The organism is Psychrobacter sp. 78a-MNA-CIBAN-0178 (assembly GCF_040309625.1).
Taxonomy (GTDB): domain Bacteria; phylum Pseudomonadota; class Gammaproteobacteria; order Pseudomonadales; family Moraxellaceae; genus Psychrobacter; species Psychrobacter okhotskensis.
Genome location: NZ_JBEOOZ010000005.1, coordinates 162,964 through 187,118, shown reverse-complemented (window position 1 = coordinate 187,118; position 24,155 = coordinate 162,964). Strand labels below are relative to the sequence as shown.

General features: G+C 44.2%; 13 protein-coding genes and 1 pseudogene. 4 read left to right on the top strand and 10 right to left on the bottom strand.

Translation table 11 applies throughout. The features are described from left to right. A pseudogene (locus AAEY80_RS05545) lies at nt 1-567 on the top strand (DNA polymerase III subunit gamma/tau); the annotation flags it as partial. Between the two features lie 234 nt (nt 568-801). After that, a complete protein-coding gene (locus AAEY80_RS05540; protein WP_025650795.1) occupies nt 802-1,701 on the top strand; it encodes a LysR family transcriptional regulator in 900 nt (299 codons plus the stop codon). Between the two features lie 117 nt (nt 1,702-1,818). Here AAEY80_RS05540 and AAEY80_RS05535 read toward each other — a convergent pair whose 3' ends face one another. Both AAEY80_RS05535 and AAEY80_RS05530 read right to left on the bottom strand, forming a co-directional pair. Beyond that, nucleotides 1,819-3,000, bottom strand: coding sequence for an aspartate aminotransferase family protein (locus tag AAEY80_RS05535; protein ID WP_025652064.1), 1,182 nt, complete (start codon nt 2,998-3,000; stop codon nt 1,819-1,821). A gap of 49 nt (nt 3,001-3,049) precedes the next feature. After that, complete coding sequence (locus AAEY80_RS05530; protein ID WP_101211590.1) at nt 3,050-3,238, bottom strand: DNA gyrase inhibitor YacG; 189 nt, start codon at nt 3,236-3,238, stop codon at nt 3,050-3,052. A gap of 270 nt (nt 3,239-3,508) precedes the next feature. Here AAEY80_RS05530 and AAEY80_RS05525 point away from each other — a divergent pair, with 270 nt between their 5' ends. Further along, nucleotides 3,509-4,156, top strand: a complete 648-nt coding sequence (locus tag AAEY80_RS05525) for a DUF938 domain-containing protein (protein ID WP_201578248.1) — start codon at nt 3,509-3,511, stop codon at nt 4,154-4,156. A gap of 171 nt (nt 4,157-4,327) precedes the next feature. Here the strand turns inward: AAEY80_RS05525 and AAEY80_RS05520 are convergent, their stop codons facing one another. Further along, the gene (locus AAEY80_RS05520; RefSeq protein ID WP_173240278.1) at nt 4,328-5,722 is read right to left on the bottom strand and encodes an ABC1 kinase family protein; all 1,395 of its coding nucleotides are present in this window, start codon (nt 5,720-5,722) and stop codon (nt 4,328-4,330) included. Between the two features lie 343 nt (nt 5,723-6,065). After that, nucleotides 6,066-7,403: a phosphoribosylamine--glycine ligase gene (gene purD, locus AAEY80_RS05515; RefSeq protein ID WP_350588008.1), complete on the bottom strand. Its 1,338-nt coding sequence runs from the start codon at nt 7,401-7,403 to the stop codon at nt 6,066-6,068. A 520-nt stretch (nt 7,404-7,923) separates the two neighbouring features. Between purD and AAEY80_RS05510 the strand changes: the two genes are divergently transcribed. After that, nucleotides 7,924-12,774, top strand: a complete 4,851-nt coding sequence (locus AAEY80_RS05510; RefSeq protein ID WP_350588004.1) for an NAD-glutamate dehydrogenase — start codon at nt 7,924-7,926, stop codon at nt 12,772-12,774. Nucleotides 12,775-12,931: 157 nt separating this feature from the next. On the opposite strand, the gene AAEY80_RS05505 is transcribed toward AAEY80_RS05510, so the two are convergent. From AAEY80_RS05505 to AAEY80_RS05480, 6 genes are all read right to left on the bottom strand, one after another. Beyond that, nucleotides 12,932-16,888 carry an AAA family ATPase gene (locus tag AAEY80_RS05505; protein WP_350588003.1) on the bottom strand — a complete coding sequence of 1,319 codons (3,957 nt, stop codon included), beginning with the start codon at nt 16,886-16,888 and terminating at the stop codon, nt 12,932-12,934. Between the two features lie 91 nt (nt 16,889-16,979). Beyond that, nucleotides 16,980-18,524, bottom strand: a complete 1,545-nt coding sequence (locus AAEY80_RS05500; RefSeq protein ID WP_502945551.1) for an exonuclease SbcCD subunit D C-terminal domain-containing protein — start codon at nt 18,522-18,524, stop codon at nt 16,980-16,982. Between the two features lie 276 nt (nt 18,525-18,800). Next, a complete protein-coding gene (gene cobA, locus AAEY80_RS05495; RefSeq protein WP_201566877.1) occupies nt 18,801-20,474 on the bottom strand; it encodes a uroporphyrinogen-III C-methyltransferase in 1,674 nt (557 codons plus the stop codon). A gap of 376 nt (nt 20,475-20,850) precedes the next feature. Beyond that, on the bottom strand, nt 20,851-21,489 hold the full coding sequence (locus tag AAEY80_RS05490; protein ID WP_101211570.1) for a phosphoadenosine phosphosulfate reductase domain-containing protein: 639 nt from the start codon (nt 21,487-21,489) through the stop codon (nt 20,851-20,853). A 195-nt stretch (nt 21,490-21,684) separates the two neighbouring features. Further along, nucleotides 21,685-22,281, bottom strand: a complete 597-nt coding sequence (locus tag AAEY80_RS05485; protein WP_025652044.1) for a DUF934 domain-containing protein — start codon at nt 22,279-22,281, stop codon at nt 21,685-21,687. Further along, nucleotides 22,274-23,959 carry a nitrite/sulfite reductase gene (locus tag AAEY80_RS05480; RefSeq protein WP_025652043.1) on the bottom strand — a complete coding sequence of 562 codons (1,686 nt, stop codon included), beginning with the start codon at nt 23,957-23,959 and terminating at the stop codon, nt 22,274-22,276. The genes AAEY80_RS05485 and AAEY80_RS05480 overlap by 8 nt, the downstream gene beginning before the upstream one ends. Between the last annotated feature and the right edge of the window lie 196 nt (nt 23,960-24,155).

Sequence of the window (24,155 nt, the reverse complement as noted above, 5' to 3'; positions counted from 1 at the left end):
CCTGAACCCGTTGTTGAGCCTGAACCCGTTGTTGAGCCTGAACCCGTTGTTGAGCCTGAACCCGTTGTTGAGCCTGAACCCGTTGTTGAGCCTGAGGCGAATGATTCTCAATTAACATCTGAATCTGATGATCCACGCACTTTACTGCGTTGCCCACCGCAAGAGTTGGTAGGTGAGTGGACACCAGAGAAGTGGGACTATTGGCTACAAACCGCTCGTGAAGCGGAGGTTTTGGCTCAAGATGAATTGGCACTTGCCCGTCAAGGTATGATGACTGGTCTATGCAATGGTAAAGCTACCTTTGTTACCAGTGTCGACAGTAAGCACTTGCAGATGACCTTTCAGCAACTGGCAGAAAAACTACAGCAGCAATTTACACAGGCAGAGATTGGCTTGCAAATCGATGGTAGCGTCATGCAAGCAGAAGACAAAACGCCTGAGCGTCGCCAACAAAAGCGTTTGATCCAAGCGAAGACGGTTGCAGAGGCAAAATTGCTAGATACACCCGTGATGAAATATCTGACCGAGCGCGGCGAAGGAAAAATGGGCAAAGTTCAGTTATATTAAAAAGTTGCAAATTTTAGTAATGGCATTGTTTACCAATTAAATAATCATTAAATGTAATGTTATGATTAAAATATCAAGGTGATGTTCGTTTATCACCTTGATATTTTTGCTTTTATTAACAGATAAATAGGATCTATTTATAAGGTAAGCTACATTTAAAAACGGTAAGATTAAATAAAATACTTTATAATGGTTAAGTTATATTAAAAACTGAAAAGTGGCTTAGGTGAGTATATGTTAGATAATTTACGCGGTATGGCCGTGTTCGCCAGTGTGGTCGGACACGGCTCTTTTAGTGGTTCAGCTCGAGAGCTTGGCATCACAACCAGTGCAGTCAGTCAACAAATTCGTTCGTTAGAAAATGAGCTTGGCGTGGTGCTATTGCATCGCTCTACTCGTAAGCTCAGCTTAACGGAAGCGGGTGAGAGCTTTTATGAAGCGGCAAAAGACGTGGTTAGCGCGGCCGAACAAGGTAGAATCAAGGTCAATCAGTTACGTGATGAGCTCGCTGGTAGCTTACGTGTGGCCACGACACCCGAGCTTGGGGTCAACCATATTTTACCGGCCTTGTCGACTTGGATGGCGGCACATGATGACCTAAGTATTACTTACTTAGCAGACAATCATTATATTGATATGATTGATGAGCGTATCGATATTGCGATTCGTATGAGTCCAACGATTAATGATTCTAATTTGAGCAGTCATCCATTGACGGATGTACGCCAAATGCTTGTCGCCTCACCACAGTATCTGCGCCAACATGTAAAATTGAAAACGCCTAAAGATTTGGCCGAGCATCAGCTGATTTGTATTGAAATCATGAAGGACGCCAATCAGGTTGATATGATTCAGACCGAAACAGGTAAAAAATCACGTATAAAAATGAATTCGCGCATTTATACCAACAATGTCTTTATGGCCACGACTTTAGCCAAAGAAGGGCACGGTTTGGTTAGAATGATGGAAATGGATATTAAAAAAGAGCTCGAAAGTGGTGAATTGGTGGAAGTCTTGACCGGTTATCAGCTGCCGAGTTTTGTGCTCTATGCCGTTACTTTGAACCGCGATCAGCAACCTGCAAAAATTACGCGTTGTTTAGAAGTATTGAAAAAATACTTTCATGCTAATTAAGTCGAGCATTTAATGATCTTTACTTGAAAGTATTTTAAAGCGTTAAAAAGCAAAAAGCCTATAGATAGCTACTATCTATAGGCTTTTTTAGTGTTAGCGTTTGATTAAATCAATAAATTAAAACAACACCTTTAATAGCTCAATCAAACGATCAGCCACTTGCGTGCTTTCATCACGGCTCATGTTAAGCGGTGGTAGTAAGCGCACCACATGACCACCAGTCACATTGATAATCAGCTTTTGTTCATCACGGGCTCGATCGACCAGCTGACTACAGTCCATGTCTTCAGGTAAGGCAATACCGATCATCATCCCAGCACCGCGACTGGTGACACCATGTTGTCCTAAGCTATTGACCAAGCATTCGCGAATGAACTGACCTTCCGTCACTGCATTATCCATAATATCGCTATTTGCCAATACCTCGTAGACGCTGTGCACCACACGACTGGCTAAGGGCGTGCCACCGTAAGTAGAGCCATGGCTACCAGCACCGAACAAACCGTTGGCGCGGCCACGTACCATACAAGCACCGACTGGAAAGCCATTGCCTAAGCCTTTCGCTGTCGTCAAAACATCAGGACGCGCGCTGCTATGCTGATACGCAAAATATTTGCCAGTGCGGCCATTGCCAGTTTGTACTTCATCTAGCATAAATAGCCAGTTATGAGCATCACACTCTGCTTGCAGCTCTTCTAGATAAGTAAAGCCATTGGGAGCAGTATTGAGACCGCCTTCGCCTTGAATAGGCTCTACAAAGATAGCGCAAATATCATCATGTTCTTGCGCGGCTTGCTTGATCGCTGCGATATTGCCAAAGGGGACACGGATAAAGTCATCGTCTAAGGTATAAAAGCCTTCGCGCGCTTTTGGATTGGCTGTTGCTGATAATGACAATAAGGTGCGACCGTGGAATGATTGCTCCATAACGATGACTTTTGGACGTTTAAACCCTTGCTGATGAGCGTATAAACGCGCCAGTTTTAACGCAGCTTCATTTGCTTCAGCACCACTATTGGCAAAAAACACGTTGTCCATCTGAGCTGCCGTACACAGTACTTCGCCAGCACGCTCTTGCCAATCGATACCGAATAAATTGCTCGTATGCACCAAGGTAGCAGCTTGTTGTTGAATGGCATCGGTGATTTGAGGGTGGCAATGCCCCAAGCCACAAACAGCAATACCCGTCAGGGCATCTAAGTAAGGCGTATTATCTTTGGTATACAGCCAGCTGCCTGAACCACGAGTAAAGCTGATCGGCTGACGATTATAAGTGGGCATCAGGTAAGTAGCTGACATACAAAATATCCTTGCGGTGATAACGTTATAAAGTGATTAGACGGATTGATTATAGCTCATCCGAAAATGGAGTCGACTCGGCCGGTAGGGTGTACTCTTCGTTGGCCCAAGCACCTAAGTCAATAAGCTTGCAGCGGTCACTACAAAAAGGCTTATATTTATTGTCTTGCCATGCGGTCTGAGTGCCGCAGCATGGACAAGGGTAAGTTTTGGGCACAGTGTTGGCAGTATCAGTCATAATAAGTGAGGTCATCCTCATAGGTAGTAGGAAAAGTATGCTCAGCGAATGGGAGTCGGTATAATAGCATGAGGCTAAAGAATGACAAAAGGCAAATAGCTTTCTATGTCAAACCAGCCTAAACAAAGCGAATAAAGAATACACCTAAAGCATATGCTGTAGTGCTTAACAGAGTTTTTATAAAATAGACATTACAACTAAATCAGTAATAGTTTAATAATCAAATTGATAGCCTACTAAAGACTATCGCTTACAGGACGAAATCCTACTATGACGCAACAAGCAACGCTTTCCCATCAGAAAAATCGTGCCTTTCAACCACACAAACTGTCAGCGCCGCGCGACTTTATTGTTCCAAAGATAATCAGCGAAAACCAAGACAACGCCCCTTTATTGTTAGAGATTGGTGCCGGGAAGGGCAAGCACGCGCTCAGTTTTGCCACACAAAATCCTGATAAGCAACTGATTGCCATTGAGCGTACCCGTAATAAGTTTGAAGCCTTTGCTAAGATTGCAACACAGCAGAATTTATCCAACTTAAACGCCATTCATGCGGATGCCATCGCCTGGATCGTACATGCCGTCGCGGCCAGTAGTATCGCCAAAATTTTTATATTATACCCTAACCCAGAGCAGCACAATCCCAACCAGCAATGGCTGAATATGCCGTTTTTTGAGTTTTTATTATCGCGACTACAAGTAGGAGGAGAGGTAGTATTAGCGACGAATATCGAAGCGTATATGGATACTGCAGAGCAACAAGCTTGCACGGTATGGTGCTTACCAAACAAGCGTTATCATGTGCCGATAGACAGCGAGCGTACCCACTTTGAGGTAAAGTACTTAGCGCGTGGAGAAACATGTTGGGAGTTGACTATGCATAAGCCAAAAGGCTATAAAACAAGGTTTGATGATTAGCAAGTTAGCGAAATGGACATTAAAAAATAGCCTAAGCGAAAAATAAACCTAATAAGGATTAGCTTCCGTATAAATAAGACAGTTGTTACATATAAAATAGCCTAAGCAAATAAAATTGCAAAACAAAAAACTGCCCCTAAAAGGCAGTTCAAAAATTACACTCATTTCATATTACAGATAAGGCTTCACAAGTTTATTAGAATCCGTATAAGCATCTAAAACCGTTAGAAGGGTATAGGCGCCGATAAACTTACGGCTAATGAACATAAATTCTTTTGGCGGCAGATTAAATTCAAAAGACTGCATAGCGCGCGTCGCAGCAGAGGAAAGGCGTGAGTGTAGTTTACTATTTGCCCAGATATAGCGATTTTGTTCATCCAAACACTCAGTAGGAATATCAGGATTGGTCGCTGGATCGCTAAAAGGCTCAGTTGCCAAGAGGAACAAAGAGGCGATATCGGAACAAACTTTTTCACTCATCGTGTCAAAAAAATCATAACCAGTCATGGCTTGCATCATTGCCTGATGGTCGTGACGGTAGCCAGCTTTTAGTAAGCCATGAGCAATTGTCAAAAGAGTATTATCAAACTGACGAATCGCCCCAAAATCCAATAATACTAACTTATCGACCTCGTGGTCATTGTCGCTGACACGAACGAGATAATTACCAAAATTTGGGTCTGTTTGCATCTCGCCCCAAACAAAAATCTCTTGCATCATGATCTCTATTGCCGACTGACCAATGGCATTGCGACGTTCGTGCGGTAAAAGCTGCAGTGCTTCCGAGACGACGCTAATGCCGGGCTCGTAAGACATACACAATAGGCGTTTGCTTGAATAAGCGCGATTAATTTTGGGCACAGCATAGCGCGGATCATCTATCAGCCGCTCATAAAAACGCTCAGTAGTTGCAGCTTCTGCCTCATAATCGACTTCATGATGAAGTAGGTCACGTATCTCTTCAAACCATGCATCGAGCGAGCGCGTTTGCGGGACAATATTACTGACTTTTAGCAAACGCTTAAACAAGGCAAGATCAGAATTGATGGCATCTGCTACCCCTGGATATTGAATTTTTAACACCACTTGCTCACCAGTGGCTAATACCGTGGCGCGATGAACTTGGGCGAGAGAAGCCGTACCGATCGGAATAGTATCGACGTCGAGCTCGCTGAGTCTATCGCCTAATAATTGACGCAAGGTCTGCTCGATGGTTGGCCATGACAGGGTAGCGGTATCATCATTGAGTGTTTGTAGTGCGCGCGTTATCTCAGGTGGCAATACATGCTCACCGTAAATAGCCAGCATCTGACCGATTTTGACCACGGAGCCTTTTAGTTTGCCCAGCTCTTCTGCGACATAATTTGCCTGCGCTTCCATAAAAGCTTGGTTACGTGCCGTGCGCGCTTCTTTATTCAAAAACATACCAGACACGCTGTTACCTGCCCAACGACGACCAATGTTTAGAGAAGTTTTGGCAATCGACATTCGACGTTCAAACCCTGAGGTTTTTAGATTGTCAATTGATTGCTTATTATTAGAAGGTTTAGACGTATCATTTGCCATAAATATAATCATTCATCCGGTTGGTATTGATGTGCGGGTTTGAAACCGACAATACAAGAGAGATGCGACGCGCAGGTACAAACGGGTACAAAATTGTATCATATAAAGGGGCAGGGGTTTATAAGCCTTAGCCGACCGCTAGCAGTTAGTTTGTAAGCTAACGTATTAATCTAAATGATGATACGCCCTAATAAGGTAGCAAAAAATACGACCTAGTATAGTACTAGGTCGAATCATAACTCACTTAGAGAACATGGCACTCAATACAATACATAACGTCAACGATGGTTTAAACGTGCCAGATAAGTGAATTATCCAATATTGCTAAATGGCTGATGATGAATTACGCCTGTTCGCGGGCAATGGCATGATGACCAATATCGCGGCGATACTGTGCCCCATCAAAACTAATCGCACCTGTCACTGCCAGTGCTGCTTGCTGAGCGTCTGCAATACTATCTGCTAACGCCGTCACACATAATACTCGCCCGCCGTTGGTGATGATTTCTGCATTAACGTTGTGCGCATTAGCATTGTTATCATCCGAAAATGCCGTGCCTGCGTGAAAGACCTTAACTGCGCTATTATTGTTAGCATCCAGCTCAGGCAAGCCAGCAATCACATCACCTTTCGAAGAAGTTTCAGGATAGCCTTTTGAGGCAACAACGATACCAAGGGCAGAGCGCGTATCCCATTGAGCATCACTTGGTAACTGGCCTGCCAGCCCTTGAGCGACCAAATCTACCATCGACGATTGCAAGCGCATCAAAATTGGCTGTGTCTCTGGATCACCGAAGCGGCAGTTGAATTCGATGACATAAGGGTCACCTGCGTCATTAATCATGAGTCCTGCATATAAAAATCCAGTATAAGGATGACCGGCCTCATTCATCGCATCGACCACTGGTTGAATAACTTGTGCCATGACCTTGTCGTGGACATCTTGGGTGACAACTGGCGCAGGAGAGTAAGCACCCATGCCGCCAGTGTTGGGACCTGTATCGCCTTCAAAAGCACGTTTATGATCTTGGCTAGTCGCCATCGGTAATATATTGTCACCATCAATCATACAGATAAAGCTGGCTTCTTCCCCTTGCAAGAACTGCTCGATCACCACACGGCTGCCTGCATCGCCAAACTTATTGTCGGCCAGCATATCATCGATTGCTTCATATGCTTGTTCGATAGTCTCCGCGACGATGACGCCTTTACCAGCAGCCAGACCATCCGCTTTAATAACAATGGGCGCGCCTTGCTCATCAATATAAGCTTTGGCAGCGTCAGTATCTGTGAACCCTTGATAAGCTGCCGTCGGAATATTGTTCTGTGCCATAAATTCTTTGGCAAAGGTTTTTGAGCCTTCTAACTGCGCACAATATGCCGTTGGGCCCCACGCCTTAATACCAGCAGCACGGCAGGCATCGATGATACCCGTCACCAATGGGGCTTCTGGTCCAACGATGACCATATCGATGGCGTTGTTTTGGCAAAACTCAATGACAGCATTGTGTTCATCAGTTCCGCTACCTGTAGACTCGAGAACAACGTTTTGGCATTTGGGTTCAAGGGCAGTACCAGCATTACCTGGGGCGACGTAGACGTGTTGGACGTTGTTATCTTTTGCACATTGCCATGCTAGTGCGTGTTCACGACCACCTGAGCCAATCACCAAAATATTCATCATACGTCTTGCCCTTAGCATTAAAGTTAATAATGAGTTAGTCATACACTCTGAGAGATAGCCGTATTCTAACAAAAAAAGTGCCTTGATTGCCATGAGTATCCACCTGCCAGCCGTTATTCATCAATAATTAAGGTGTATTGTCTCATTAGCAAAGGTTATCGGCATGTTGCTGATTCATGAAATGATGTTGTACGCTTTAGCTATGCGCCTAGGTGCGTTACACTTCAATATATTAATGGTATTAAATCTAGCCAGCCGTTTGCTCTTATAAACATTAGGCAATAAAAAACAACAGAGGATGCCAAAGAGAACGATGTGGTTTATTAGAAGCTCGTTAATGGATGTTTAGAAGCTCGTTAATGGATGTACTGCTATCTGATATTGGTGATTCATTACATTCAGACCTTGCTAATAATTAATACTGATTAATAAGTAGAAACCAACTAAGTGCTAACAAAGAAAAGCACTTGAAAAGAAAAACACTTGAAATACTAAACCTATAAAAAGGACAAAGGACATGCCAAACTCCCTAAGTATCGCAAAAGAGCGCATCAGCCAGATAAGCGATATTGCCACCAATTATGTACAAAATGACAAATCACTATTTGATCATTTTATTCATAGTTATTATCAGCCCCTGCATCAAGAGACGGCAGAGGCTATCAGCAATACTGACTTAGCAGGCATGGCGCTCCATCATTTTACGCTACTCAAGTCTTATGATGGTAAACAACCGCAACTCGCTATTTTGAACCCAAAAGCAGAAGAGCAGCATTTCCACAGCTCGCACACGGTCATACAAATAGTGGCGTACGACAGACCATTTTTAGTAGATACTATTTTGATGAGTCTTGAGGCTCAAGGTATCGACGTGCATCGCACTTATAACATTATTATCAGTGTTGAACGCGATGATGACGGCAACATTGCTCATATTGAAGGTGCTCATGAAAGCGCGACGTCGCACTTATCTATGATTCATTGTGAAATTGCCTATCAAGACAACGAAGAGTTGGCCGCATTACAGCAACTGTTGTTGGCAAAAGTGGATACGCTCGATACCGTCGTTGGTGACTGGAAACAAATGCGCGAGAAGCTAACGGACATCCAGTCGGAGCTGTCAAAAAAACCATTGCCAGAAGTATTCTATTCGCAGCAAGAGATTCAAGCGTTCTTAGATTGGATATTGGACGATCATTTTATCTTCTTAGGCTACCGTGAATATCGCTTAGAAGGCGATAGCATGATGGATGTCAACAGCGACGCTACCAATTCTAAGAACGCAGATTTGGATTTATTTGCCATTGGCAATAGCGGTCTTGGTTTGCTACGCGGTGCCGCAGAAGACACTTTGTCAGAAAGCTTTAGCCAATTGCCAAAAGTGTTAAAGCAGCTGTTGACCGAGCCGCGAGTATTGATGTTATCCAAATCGAGCCGTGTCTCACCTATACATCGTTCTGTATATATGGACTTCTTAGGTATTCATAAGTTTGATGACAATGGCAAACTGGTCGGTGAATATCGATTTATTGGTTTACTGACGTCGCAAGCCTATCAACTTACTGTCCAACAGATACCATTACTGCGTGAAAAAGCCAATAAAATCATGGCAATGGCAGACTTACCGCGTGATGGTCATGCACATCATAAGATGATGCACGTCATTAATACTTTACCGCGTGATGATTTGTTTCAAGCCAGCGTCGAAGAGCTTTATCCGATTGTCTCTGGTATCAGTCAATTACAAGACAAAAAGAGCCTGCGCTTATTCAGTCGTATCGACCATTATCAGCGTTTTGTTTCTTGCTTGGTCTATATTCCCCGCGATAAATTCAACACTGAACTGCGCATCAAAGTGCAAAATGTCTTGAAAGACGCGTATGGTGGCACCTCATCTGGCTTTACCACTGAATTTAATGAATCTGCCCACGCCCGTGTGCATGTCCACGTACGTACTGTGCCCGGTCAAGTTAATGATGTGAATACAGCCGCTTTAGAAGAAAAGCTGTCGGCACTCATGCAATCATGGGGCGACCACTATCAAAAAATGTTACTCGACAATGTCGGTGAGCAACAAGCCAATGCACTTAATCGTCGTTTCTTCAACTACATACCTGCCGCTTACCAAGAGCGCTTTGATACCCGTACGGCTGTCGAAGATGTTAAACGCTTATCAGGATTGACCGATGAGCAGCCAATGATTTGGCACCTATATCAGTCAACCGGTGACGCAAGCAATCAGCTGCATCTTAAGCTGTATGGACGTGAGCAACCCGTTATTTTGTCCAAAGTCTTGCCAATATTAGAGAACTTTGGTGTTTCAGTGATTTCTGCGCAAACCTATGAGTTTGACTTACCAGAGCAGCCTATCTGGATGCAAGAGTATGAACTGACCTTGGAGCATGTCGATACGGTTGATATGCAAGTGGTGCGTAATCAATTTGAAGACAGTCTCAAGCAGATTTGGGCGGGACGCGTTGAGAGTGATTCCTTTAACGAGCTGGTATTAATCACCAAACTAGACACTTATGATGTGGTCGTACTCCGTGCCTTGTCCCGCTATATGATGCAAGCACGCGCGCCATTCTCTAGTGCTTATATTCAGCAAACGGTGGTAAAAAACAACGACATTAGCGTGGCACTAAGCAGCTTGTTCGATGCACGTATGAATCCTAAGTATAGTGAAGAGGCGCGCACAGAAAAAACCACGAAAATTCAAGAGCAAATCACCGCCGCCTTGATAGACGTTGATAGCTTGGATGAAGATCGTATCTTGCGTTGGTATTTAGACCTAATCAATGCCATGGTGCGTACCAACTTCTATCAAACGGATAGTGAAGGCGCACGTAAAGACCGTCTGTCGTTTAAGTTCTTAGCTGCAGATATTCCAAACTTGCCAAAACCGAAGCCGATGTTTGAGATATTTGTCTATTCACCACGCGTTGAAGCCGTGCATCTACGCGGTGGTAAAGTTGCCCGTGGTGGTCTGCGCTGGTCAGATCGTATGGAAGATTTCCGTACTGAAGTACTGGGTCTGGTCAAAGCGCAAATGGTCAAAAACGCAGTTATCGTGCCGGTTGGCTCAAAAGGCGGCTTTATCGTTAAGACCAAGTCGATGGCAGATGGTCGCGAAGCGTTCCAAGCTGAAGGGATTGCTTGTTATCAGACATTCCTACGCGGTATGCTCGATATCACTGACAATATCGTTGATGGAAAAATTGTCCCGCCAGCCGATACCGTGCGTCATGACGAAGACGACCCGTATTTGGTCGTTGCCGCTGATAAAGGCACGGCAAGCTTCTCCGATATAGCCAATGCCTTAGCTGCTGAATACAACTTTTGGCTTGATGACGCCTTTGCCTCCGGTGGCTCGGTCGGTTATGACCATAAGGCCATGGGTATCACAGCCCGCGGTGGTTGGGAGTCAGTCAAACGTCACTTCCGTATGCGCGGTATGGATATTCAAAACCGTGATGACTTTACCGTGGTCGGTATCGGTGACATGAGCGGTGATGTATTTGGTAATGGCATGTTGAGATCTACCCATACCAAGCTGGTCGCGGCCTTTAACCATCTACATATCTTTATTGATCCCAATCCAGATACTGCTGCGTCTTATGCCGAGCGGGAACGCTTGTATGAAACGCCGCGCTCGACGTGGGACGATTACGAAAAGTCGCTCATTAGTCAAGGTGGTGGGGTTTTCTCACGCACGGACAAAAGCATCGCTATTAGCGCTGAGATGAAAGAGATTTTTGATATTAGCGAAGACAACTTGGCCCCTAATGAGCTTATTAGTGCACTAATGAAGTCGCCAGTGGATCTCATCTGGAACGGTGGTATCGGTACTTACGTGAAAAGCGAAAATGAAAGCCATGCTGATGTCGGTGACCGTGCCAATGATGCAGTCCGCGTCAATGGTAACGAGCTGCGTACAGCCGTCGTCGGTGAAGGGGGGAACTTGGGCTTTACCCAGCAAGGGCGTATTGAATACGCACAGACGGGCGGACGTATTTATACCGATGCCATCGATAACTCAGGCGGCGTGAACTGCTCAGATCATGAAGTCAATATCAAAATCTTACTCGGTAAAGTCGTTGAGCAAGGTGACATGACCCTGAAGCAGCGTAACGAGCTGCTAGAAAGTATGACCGATACTGTTGCAGAGCTGGTGTTGCGCCAAAACTATCTACAACCACAAGCAATTGAGCTTAGCCATATCCGCGCCGCTGCTAACCTAAGCGATCACCAGCGTTTTATCCAAATGCTAGAAAGCGAAGGTCGTCTTGATCGTGCCATTGAATACTTGCCAGCAGACGAAGAGATCGCCAAACGTCAAAAAGCGGATACCGGTCTGACCAATCCTGAACTGGCGGTGGTCATGGCCTATGGCAAAATGTGGGTTTATGACAACTTGTTGCTATCGGACTTGCCAGATGATCCATACTTTATCAATGAGCTGCGTAAGTACTTCCCAGACGAGCTGGCTACGCGTTTCTTTGATGAGATGACTGAACATCGTCTGCATCGTGAGATTATCAGTACCTATCTGACCAATAGTGTGGTCAACCGTTTGGGTATCGAGGCACTGTTCCGTCTCTATGAAGAAACCGATCAGTCTCTAGCGACTATTATTCGTGGTTATGCGATTAGCCGTGATGTCTTCAATGTGGCAAAAGCTTGGAACACGCTTGAGTCGTTAGATAATAAAGTCGATGCGACGCTGTTATTGAACCTCGAGCTGCGTCTACGTGATGCTCTCGAGCGCGGTGTGGTGTGGTTCATCAATGCCTTTGGGCAAAACTTGCAAGTGGCAGATATGATTAGCCGCTTTAGTGAAAGTGTTGAGAAACTAACCAAATCAGGCGGTTTTATTGAGCAGCAATTTTCCGAGTACTTAGAGGCAGACACCAATAGCTTGGTGGAAAAAGAGCTATCCGATACGGATGCTACCTTGTTTGCTATGCTGCCTTATCATGTTGATGCGTTAGATGCAGCGCGCCTTGCCGAGCAATATGAGCGTCCTGTCGATGAGATTGCGACCTTATACTTCGAGGCCTACCATGTCTTGCAGCTAGATTGGATGATGGATAATATCGCCAACTTACCACAGCAAGACTATTGGGATCGCCGTGCCCGTCATGCCTTAGTGAATGAGCTATCACGTAGTCTGCGTCTGTTAATGGACGCCATATTGTCCAAGCCAGATGCACAGCAGGCATTTAGCGAATGGAAAGCGCGTCATCAAGACCATCTTGAAGGGGTAACGACGGAGATGCATAAGCTCGATAGCAATGATGAAAGTGCTATTAGCTTGTCAACGCTCTCTGTCCTTATGAGTGAGCTGAGCGGCCTAGTGACTAAATGAGTGAAAGTGAGCAAGTGAGCAAGTGACTAAGTAAAGAGTCATGAAATAAATAACAAGATAAACGTCTTTTCAAAAAAACCACCGTTATGAATTAACGGTGGTTTTTTATTGCCTTATTGTCATAATTTTTATTAACTGCCTTAACTGCTGTCTTAATTTACGAGGCTTTTTCGTCGGTAACATTGGTAACTCGGCGACAGCCTTGACCGCTGATTTGGCTAAAGCCGCCAGAGAGTTTTTCGACCTTAATTTGGGTTAGGATACGATCTTTTAACGCCTGTACGTGCGAGATAATGCCAATAAGTTTACCTTCTTGCTGCAAGCTGGTTAAGGTGTCGAGCGCAATATCAAGCGACTCTTCATCAAGCGTGCCAAAACCTTCGTCCAAAAATAGCGAGTCGACGCGGATGTTGTGACTGGCCATTTGTGATAGTCCGAGCGCCAGCGCTAAGCTGATAATAAAGCCTTCACCGCCGGAGAGATTTTTGGTACTGCGAATATCGCCGCCTTGATAGTTATCGATGACATTAAGCTCAAGGGGATTGCTGTCATCATGAATGAGCAAATAACGGTCACTCATTTTTTGTAGCTGAGTATTGGCATGGCTAATCATGACCTCAAACGTTAAGCCTTGGGCAAAGGTACGATACTTCTTGCCATCAGCGGAACCAATGAGCGTATGTAGCTGTTGCCAAACTTGTAGTTTTTGTTTTTGCTCATTGATAGCAATGAGCTGTGCCGCTTGTTGGCCTTTTTGACTGTCGTTATCCTTAAGTTTTTGGTCAATCGCACCGATTTTTTGACTTAACTCATCAATATCTATTTGTATTTGATGGTGCTGGCCAGCAAGTATTTCTCGGTCTTCATCCGTCATAGGATTGGCAAGTTTTAGCTCTAATGCTTGCTGGGTGCTATCCAACTGTAATTTAGCTTGATGCAATGCATTATCAATCGCTAATTTACGTGTCTGTAGTGACTCACGCTCTTCTTTAGGCAGGCGGGCACTCACAAAAGCAGCTTCATCTACGAACTGTGATTCTGCGAGCAAGTTAGTAAATCCGCTTTGCTGCGTATTCAGTATAGACATCGCCGCCTGTAGCTCTGTGTCTAGCTGTTGTTCTCTAGCTGTTAATTGCTCTAGAGTCTGCTGTACAGTGTCTAGCTGCCTTTGTGCTACTACTTGCTTGGCTTTAGCCTCATCAACCGCACGGCGTAATTGATTTTCTTCATTGTCTGTATTTTTATCTGCAAAAATCTCTTTTCTATCTTGCTTTAATTGTTCGATAGCATTGGTTTTATGAGCAACTAAGTTCTCTAACTCTTTGAGCGCTGCTTCATCATTGCTAAGCTGTGCTTGCTTGGTTTCAATCTGCGCGGTCAAACTGCTTAAGCTATTGGTTAGCTGCTGCTGGCGGTTTTTCTGCTCATTAAATTGTCGTTTTAACTGGTTTAAAGCGCTGCGCTGTTGACGCAGTTTTTCAATATGACGGTCATAATCTGCGCTGTCTATTACCGTTTGCTCATCAAAACTATTACCCAATTGCTTAAGTGCATTAGATAAGTCTGCCGCATTGAGCGCTATAGTTGAGTTTAAGTGTTCTTTATATTTATCCGCTGGGTATTTATGCGTTAGAGATGAAACGGTGGTCATCAGGGGTGCCAACTCCGAGAAATTAGCGGCAATCTTATCTTTTATCCCATCAATCTTTTGTGAGTTAAGCTTGATGTCAGTTGTTAGATTATTAATATCGTGACTAACTGTTTGTTGCTGTTTTTCGTCGGTTTCGATGGCAGTACTGAGCTTTGCCGCACTCTCAGTTAAGTTGTCATATTCGACCACTATAATTTTAAGAGACTGTTTATGTTCAGTCAGATCATGTTTGGCGGTGTCTAATAAGGATAAGCTATGATCTATATTCGTGATGGTCGCATTAATATCATCGTTTATCTGAGTAAGAGGATTGATAATTGCTGCGATTGCTTCAGAGTAATCGTTCTTAGTCTCAAATAGTGAAGATAGGTAAGACTGAATATCGCCATATAATATTTCGGATTTCTGCTGTAGTGGGGCTAGCTGTTGTTGCTGGTTGTTAAGCGTTTCTTTCTTTGTAGCATATTCGATATTGTATGTTGATAAAGCCTGCTCAAGGTTATCAATAATGGTTTCTAATTCAGCTATTTGCTGCTGAGTTTGTTGCGTCTTAGTCTGTTTTATTGTGGACGACTGGTTTTGCTTGGCATTGTCATCGATATTATTACTGTCTAATAACGGATGATGCTTACCATAAGGATGCTCATGCGCGCCGCATAACGGGCAGGGCGACCCATCTTCTAGCTCTGCTATGTAGTCTTCAAGCTTAGCGACCTTTTGTAGTAAATTCAGATGTTCTTGCTTTTCTTGCCTCTTGAGCTTAGCATCTTGAATATCTGACTGACGACTAGCAATGAGTTCTTCTAAGGTCGTTAATTCCTCGTTTAGCGTAGGTAGCGAGAGGTTAGTCTTTTTGATTTGGCGAGCAAGTTCAGACATCTGCTGTAATTTAAAGCTGGCTTGCGCAATATGATTGTTGATCTGATCCACTTGCTCTTGCTCGAAGCGCATACTCGCAAGCGACTGTTTTTCGATGAGTATTGCTTGCTGCTGTTGTACGCTGACCAATTGCTCGCGTTGCTCAGTTATTAACAACTTATCAGCATCTTGCTGCTTAGAGAGCTTATCGAAATGAGCTTGTAGCTTGCTTGATTGGTTGTCATGCGCAAGTTTATCCGCCGCTAAGCTGACATTATCTTCCAGCAGCACCACTAATCGGCGACAGCTGCTATCAAAGGTCGCCATATCTGTATCGAGATCGTTTAGCTCTTCATAATCGCTAAAATATTTTTCTATACTGCTAAGCTGAGCTTTGGTCTCTTGTTCTGTTTGTTTGTGGCTGGCTATTTCTTGGCGTAATCGTTGCGTATTATTGACTAAGACGTCTTTACGTTGATTATCATCCGCTAAAGAATGGGCGTGCTGTTTTATCTCATTATCCAACTCGCGCGTTTTTGCAATGATAGGTAAGGTGGTCTGCAGATTGTCCGTAGCTTGCTTTTCAATGGTATTGATATTGTTTAAATGGGTCGTGGCTTGTGCCAGCGCTGCTTGCTGTGTTGGAATCTTATTAAGCAAATCTTGCTGCTCGAAACCCAACCTCTTGACCGACTCTCGGCTATAGCTAAGCTCTCGAAATTGACTATCAATCTCCAAGGCTTTATTAGCAATATCTAGGCGCTGCGCTTCTGGAGTAAAGGCTTGCTGAGCCTGCTGTGCCGCTGCAAAATCATTTTGATAAGTTAATATATTTTGCTGTAGCTGCTGTACATTATCCAGCCACTGCAGCTGCTCGCTCAGGGTTTTGAAAGTTTGTCGCTGCTTGCTTTGCTGTTGATTAAGGGTCTGTAGCTCTGCTACCAGTAACTTTTCATCTTCAAAACTTAATAACGATAGGCTACTAACGCCCGCTTGTAGCTTACCAAGCACGTCTTCCTCAAAGCGTTTCTTTTCATGGACGTTTAACGATATCTTGGCATAGATAGCAGTACCGGTTATTTTCTCTAAAATGGCGGCTCTATCGCCGATATCAGACTTTAAAAACGCGGCAAAACTGCCCTGTGCGAGCATGATAGAGCGGGTAAATTGGTTAAAATCCATGCCGATGAGGTCTTGAATGTAGGCGGAAGTCTTAGATTTTTTCTCTTCTAAAATCTTGCCGGTTTTGACCTCACTAATCTCATGCTTAATCGGTAATAAGTTGCCCTTGGCTTTTTTGTGGGCGCGATGCTGGTACCAGTAGCATTGATAGCGTTTGGAATCTATCTCGATGATGACTTCTGCCGAGCATTCCCCCGTACCTTGGGTCATGATTTCGTTCGTTGAGCCGGTAATATCACCCAATCTTGGCGTTTGACTATATAGTGCTAAGCAAATCGCATCCAAGATGGTGGTCTTGCCAGCGCCCGTCTGCCCAGTAATGGCAAAAATCCCTTCATTCAGAAAAGCCGGATCACTAAAATCAATGTGCCATTCGCCTTTTAGGGAGTTTAAGTTTTTAAGTCGTAGTTCAATCAGTCGCATGGGTAGGTCTTATTTTTATATAGAACAGTTATAAAGAGAACAGTGATGAAAAGTGAAGAAGTTGTTGGCTGGCATCCAAAATGCGCTGCTATTATTCGGCCTGAGTATCTTCATGACGCAGGTTATAAACAATTTGATCATAGGCGTCACGTAAGGATGATTTTTGCTCATCAGGAATATTGTGAGCAATTAAGCAGCGCTCAAATACTTCTTCCTCATTTAAATCTTGTAGGGTCTCAGAGATTTGCTGTTGGTTCAAAACTTTATTATAGGTGCGCGTGTTTTTAATTTTTAACACCTCACACGGCAAACCATCTACCATCGCCTGAATATGCTCACGCAACTCACTGACCACGTCATCACCCGTATAAATAATTTCAAGCCAAACAGATTCTGTTGCATCAAGAGCTTGAATGGTTTTATCGATAGTCTTATTAATAGACTCCAGATCACCTGAGATTTGCGCCAATTTTTGGAATTTTGGAATGGGTAGGGAAACCACTTGCATCTGACGTGACTCATCATCATGCAGCAGTTGATATGCTAACTTAGCACCTGTTTGAGTTAAACCTTCTTCAACCGTGCTTTCTTCCTTTACATCACTTTCTACTGAGTCATCAAAGTCAAACAAGTCATCTATAAAACCAGTTGACCGACTTGCTACTTTTTTAGCGGCTTTTTCTACCGATTGTTCAATCTTAGTCACTGTATTAGTAAGCTTAGGCATATTGCTTTCAGATGTACTATTTGACGCTGCTTTTTGATTGCTAAAATCATTCTCTACTGCGCCAAACTGTACCAGTAATACTTGTTTTTGTTGCTTAGCCTCACCAAAGCCCATCGCAATAGGCGAGCCTGAATAGCGAATACTCTCACGACCACCGACGCGCTGCGGAACATGCAAATGCCCAAGTGCCACATAGTCAAAGCCTTCATCAAACATATCAGCAGAGATTTTGCCGAGTGAGCCGACATAAAGCTCACGCACACCATCATCTTCAGTAGTCGTACCACCTGCTGCGAATAGATGCCCTGTAGCGATGATAGGAATGTGACGCTGGTTTGCTTCGGCTAATTCTGTTTGCTCTGTTTGCTTCGCTTTGGCAATACTAGCGACTTTATCATAATGGGCACGAATGCCTTTGATGACATTGGCATCTTTATTATCCGCAGACTCGCCAGCGCTGCTGCTACGGACATCACGGTCACGCAGATAAGGGACTGCGGCGATAATACAATGCGGTGTACCGTCTGCATCGTCTAAAACCAATACTTCATCGTTTAAGTCTTCACAAGCAGTACCGATGACATGCACGTTTAAAAATTTAAGCACATTACTTGGGGCGTCCAAAAAAGTCGGGGAGTCATGATTGCCCGCGACGATGACGATATGCTCACAGCATGATTTTGACACTTTGCCCAAAAATTCATAATACAGCGCTTGGGCTCTATTGCTTGGGGTCATGGTGTCAAAAATATCACCCGCGACGATAAGGACATCGACTTTCTGCGTGCTAATAGCATCCTGTAGCCAACTTAAAAACGCTTCAAATTCATCATAACGCATGCGCCCATAAAGCCTGCGTCCTAAATGCCAATCTGAAGTGTGGAGGACTGTTAAAGGTTTCATAGGCATAGACTTGGTATCGGCAAGTGTGGACATAGTTGAGCTTTAGGATATTTAGTAGAAAGTAGTCATTCTAGCAAGATTTGCTTTGGTTTTCTCTGTTAGTGTCTGGTTTAAAGTAAGCATTGGCTTAGTAGCTATTTAGTATTTAGTATTTAGTATTTAGTATTTAGTATTTAGTATTTAGTACCTATTTGGAATAAAAAAGAACCATTAGGCCGAAGCTCAATGATTCTTTTTTTAGCAATCTAGATATAAATTTATACTACTGAGCATAGATATAAACTAATTAATTACCAACTGTTCCAAACCATTATCAGCCGCTGCCAAATTAGCCACCATTGATAATGCATGGGCCTGCTGGTTAGCATCAGTATGTCCTTCTTTTGGTGTAGCAGCTGTACCGCCACGCAACCAATTGTTTGCGGTGTCACGGGTGTTTCGATTATGCTGCTTATTTTGCAGGTTATACCAAGCCAAATCGTGATGTAGCGCGACGACATCACCCATAATGAGTAAAGCTGGCGTGGGTAGCTGATTTTGTTCTTGTAATTCAACGATATTAGCAAGCGTACCAGTCAATACTTGCTGGTTTGGCATACTGGCATTAGAGATGATAGCGATTGGCGTATCGGCACGACGACCAGCATCAATCAAGCCTTCAGTCAAACGCGCCAGCGAATGCAGACCCATATAGAACACCACGGTTTCGTCAGTATTTAAAAAGCTCTTAAAGTTGCTATTGGGCGCGCCAGCCTTTAAGAAGCCAGTGACAAAACGCACGGATTGTGAATGGTCACGGTGAGTGAGCGGAATACCTGCATAACTGGCAGCGGCGTTAGCAGCGGTGATACCGGGAACGACTTGATAAGGTACGCCGTGCGCACGTAGGCTTTCAATCTCTTCGCCGCCACGTCCAAAGATAAAGGGATCGCCACCTTTTAAACGTACTACACGGCGACCTTCTTTTGCACTATTGACCAACAGCTCATTGATACCAAGCTGAGCGACAGCATGATTGCTGCGTTTTTTACCGACAAATACTTTATCAGCATCACGGCGGCATAAGTCCAATACTTGCGGTGATACTAGCGCATCGTAGTAGACAATATCGGCTTGCTGCATTAAGCGCAGCGCTTTAAACGTGAGCAGCTCTGGATCACCGGGGCCTGCACCGACGATGTACACTTCACCGACAGGCGTTTGCTCAGGCGCTGCAGCCGGGTGTTGTGGCTGATCTATTGTAGCGGTGGTTGATACAGACGAAGACTCTGTTTGTAATGGTTGCGTGTCTGCGCGGCTCGTTTTATCAAGTTCAATTTTGGCGGCTGTCTCATCCAAGTCGGCTTGTAGTTGCGCGGCGGCTTGGCTTTCATTGCCCGCAAACATCAACTCGCTGACTTTGCCTTCAAAAGCGCGCTCCCAAAACTGCCGACGACCCGTTAAGGTTGGAATCTTGCTTTTTACCTCAGTACGGAAGTCGCCTGCTAGTTTGGCCAATTTTCCATAGCCTTGCGGAATCAAAGTTTCAAGCCGCGCCCGTAATAGACGTGCCAGCACCGGCGCTTTGCCATTGGACGAGATACCAATCACGATAGGATTGCGGTCGACGATGGCGGGGAAAATAAAATCACATAAAGGTGGGGTATCGACCACATTTACCGGAATATTAAGCTCGCTGGCATCAGCGTGGACTTGATGGTTAAGTATCTCGTCATCGGTCGCGGCAATGATAACGCGCGCGCCTGTCATATAGGTTTTATTATAATTATCATAGATAAGTTGGTGCTTGCTATCTGATAGTAAAGCTTGTATCTCAGCACTGATACTTGGTGCAAGGACAGTGATACACGCACCAGCGCGGCTGAGCAAGTCAGCCTTACGTAGCGCCACATCGCCGCCGCCGACGATCAGCACTTTGCGGTCTTCTAATTTAAAAAACAGTGGAAAGGTGTTCATAGCATCACCAGTTATTCATTAAGTTGAAATATGTTGCCATTATGAGGTATCAGGCTGCGCGTCTCACCTAGTGTATTGGCATTAGCATATTCGTTTTTGTCATGTTAGTGAGGGTTTTTGGGTGAATCTGGAATAGGTAAGGACATAGTCAAAATATACTAAAAACGCTATGGTATCGCTGAAATCAATTTTTTGTCGCCTCTTCTGCGTAGGCACAGCAAACAAGAATAATGAATATCAGCATTGCGTCATGTATTCATGTATAGATATGACTTTTCACTCACCAGCTATTCTAATTTTTTCGAAATAAACTGAATGAAAATAAAAAAACACCTCTTATATTTAAGAGGTGTTTTGGTTATAAATCTACTGAAAATTACAGCTGAGTATGCAAACCACACTCACGGCTTTCTTCTACTTTCGTTGGATCAAAGTAGTCATGCTCGTTAGGTAAGGTATGCTCATCAAGATACACATCTAGATCTGCATCTGTTTTCTCAAATAATGGGGCTACTTTTAGTACGCCATCTTTTGATAGGCTAAGTACATCAAGACCTTGGCGGAATTCGGTTTGATCTTTACGAATGGCGTTGAACCAAACGTCAGGCTTTAGCTCATCTAGTGCACGGCGGAATGGCTCAAGTTTCACTTGTTCTGTAAATTCATCATGCTGTGGGTTATCAATCCCTGGGATACCATTCATCGTGGCATCACGATGCGCCGCCGTTTGCTTAGGGATATAGGTAACGACATTAAGATCTAAGTCTTTGATCACTTTATTAGCAAAACGATAAGTGGCGTCCGTGTTATAACCAGAATCTACCCATAATACGGTGATATCAGGACGTTGCTTGGCAACTAAATGCAAGATAGCCGACTCGTAAGGGCGGAAGTTGGTGGTAATGATAGGGTTTTTAGCCTGACTGAGTGCCCATTCAACGATTTGCTCTGGTGATTTTCCTTGTAGCGCTTGGTTGGCTTGATCAAGGTCTAGATCTGGGTGTAATTGACTCATAATATGTTCCTTAATGGTGGTTAATAATTTAAATGCATAAAGTTAAAGATGATAAAAAAATTAAGTATTTAATAGTAATCGTAGGCTGGGTTTTTAACCCAGCTGTGAAAATTTATAAAAGTAAAATGCTGGGTTAAAAACCCAGCCTACAAAAATAGGTCGTTGCTGTCATAATTTAAATTGAAATAATACAAATTAGGCGTCCGCAAACATCGGTAAGTCGGCGGCGTTGCGACCGTCATAACTGCTAGCCAGCGCGTTAAATGCTTGGCTGATGTCGGAGATGGACTGTAGGTCATGCTCGCTTATCATAAAACTGTCCGCGCCCGCACGTAGTAGGTAGGCAATTTGGTCACGCCCAAACTTGCCAGCCATACGAATCTCGCCTTGGTAACCGATCTGGCGTAGGGTCTGGGCAAAGCTAAAGCCGCGTCCATCGGTGAACACTGGCACATTAATCACAATTAAATCTTGCTGCAATAAAAACTCTGGTATGCGAGTTAGCACTTCCGTATCGCTATTCGATGTCACCCAGACACCAAGATTGCTGGCATGTTGAGCGAGTAATTCATACACCTCTTGCAATAGACCGCCAGCAATATTGCCCTTAGTATCCAATAAATCGCTAAGCGGTAAGAGCACATCGAGCTTTTCTTGCTTTTGTAAAATTTCGAGCAATGATATGTGGGTCAGTGCGATACCATCTGGTAGATCGTTAGTCGTCAGTACATGCCAAGTATCGTTTTGACTGATGTCCACAGCCTCGCTATTGAAAAGATGATGATTACCCATAGACCTTCTCCTTAAAGGGTGCAAGGCCAATACGATTGATCAGCTCACCAAAGCCTTCTACCTCATTCTCATTAGCCACGCGTTGCTCTAGATAGACGTCTACTATCTTTTGTATCGTCGTCGCGACATCATCAGATGGCACCGCTTTACCCAATATCTTGCCGATTTTGGCGTCGTTACTAGAGTTTCCGCCGAGGCTGATTTGATACCAGTATTCGCCTTTTTTATCGACACCAAGGATACCGATATCGCCGGTATGATGATGCGCACAGGCATTCATACAGCCAGACATATTGAGGCGGATTTCACCCAAATCATAAAGATAGTCGAGATCATCAAATTGCTTTTCGATTTGTTCAGCGATATTGTGGGTTGTGGCATTGGCGAGCGAGCAAAAGTCCCAGCCTGGGCAGACGATCATATCGGTGAGGGTATTGATATTTGGACGGGCCAAATGTAGCGCAACCAACTGTTGCCATAGCTCGTATAAGCGGTTGGTTTGTACATCAGCGAAAACCAGATTTTGCTGATAAGTACCACGCAATTCACCAAAGCTATGTTCATCAGCGAGGTCGGCGAGGGCGTCCATTTGCGACTCACTGATATCACCTGAAGGCACGTACTTACCATTGACCAACCCTGCTTTTAACGAAATCACCACGGCGCGATAACCTGCGATTTTATGGGCGACCGTATTTTGGTTATACCAATTGGCAAAGTCTTTATCAGCGTTTAATTGCTGCTGCAAGTCCGACTGTACTTGGAGCGCATCAAAGCTTAGATAATCAGGTTCGGTAAAATAACTACTGGCTTTGTCAAAGCTGGCATCGGTTAGAGTTAATGAGCCATCTTTGGTGTGTGCTTCCCATTCAGCGTCGACCAGTTTAGCAAAGGCAGGACCGCCCATGCTCTCGACTAATATTTTGATACGCGCTTTGAATTTATTATCGCGGCGACCATGCAGATTATAGACGCGCAAAATCGCATCTAAATAGCTGAGTAAATGATGGCGTGGTAAAAATTTATTAATGGTTTTGCCAATCACTGGCGTACGTCCAAGCCCGCCACCAACAATCACCTCAAATCCAAGCTCGCCTTCTTCATTGGCTTTTAAATGCAGTCCGATATCATGCACCTGCGTCGCTGCCCGATCATTGGCGGTACCAATGACGGCAATCTTAAATTTGCGCGGTAAAAATGCAAACTCAGGATGAAAGGTTGACCACTGGCGAATAATCTCACAATAAGGACGTGGATCAGCAATCTCTTCTTTATGAATACCGGCGTAAGGGTCAGTGGTGGTATTACGAATACAGTTGCCCGAAGTCTGAATGGCATGCATCTGTACCGATGCCAGCTCCGCCAAAATATCTGGCACTTCTTCAAGTTTTGGCCAGTTCAGCTGCATATTGGTACGAGTGGTAAAGTGTCCGTAACCTCTGTCATATTTGCGGGTAATCTCGGCGAGCTTACGCAATTGATAGGTTGCCAGCAAGCCATATGGAACCGCAATACGCAACATCGGCGCATAACGCTGGATATAAAGACCGTTCTGCAAACGCAGCGGCAAAAATTGCTCTTCTGGCAGCTCGCCTGCCAAAAACCGTTCGGTTTGGTCGCGAAATTGGGCGACTCGTTCTTCTACCAAGGTTTGGTCAGCATAATTATATTGGTACATGACGTAATCTCAATAATGATAGACGTATATGATAGCTTAAAAACTGCTCAGTGACAGTTTAGTTTAGCTTAGCGTCACATCATATAAGCTATAGCGTTAAAACATAAATTCCTATAAGTCATATCCATATCCAAAGTCAGCATAAATTTTCATAACGAAAATTCGGTAGCCTATGCGTATTCTATTTATAACCCAT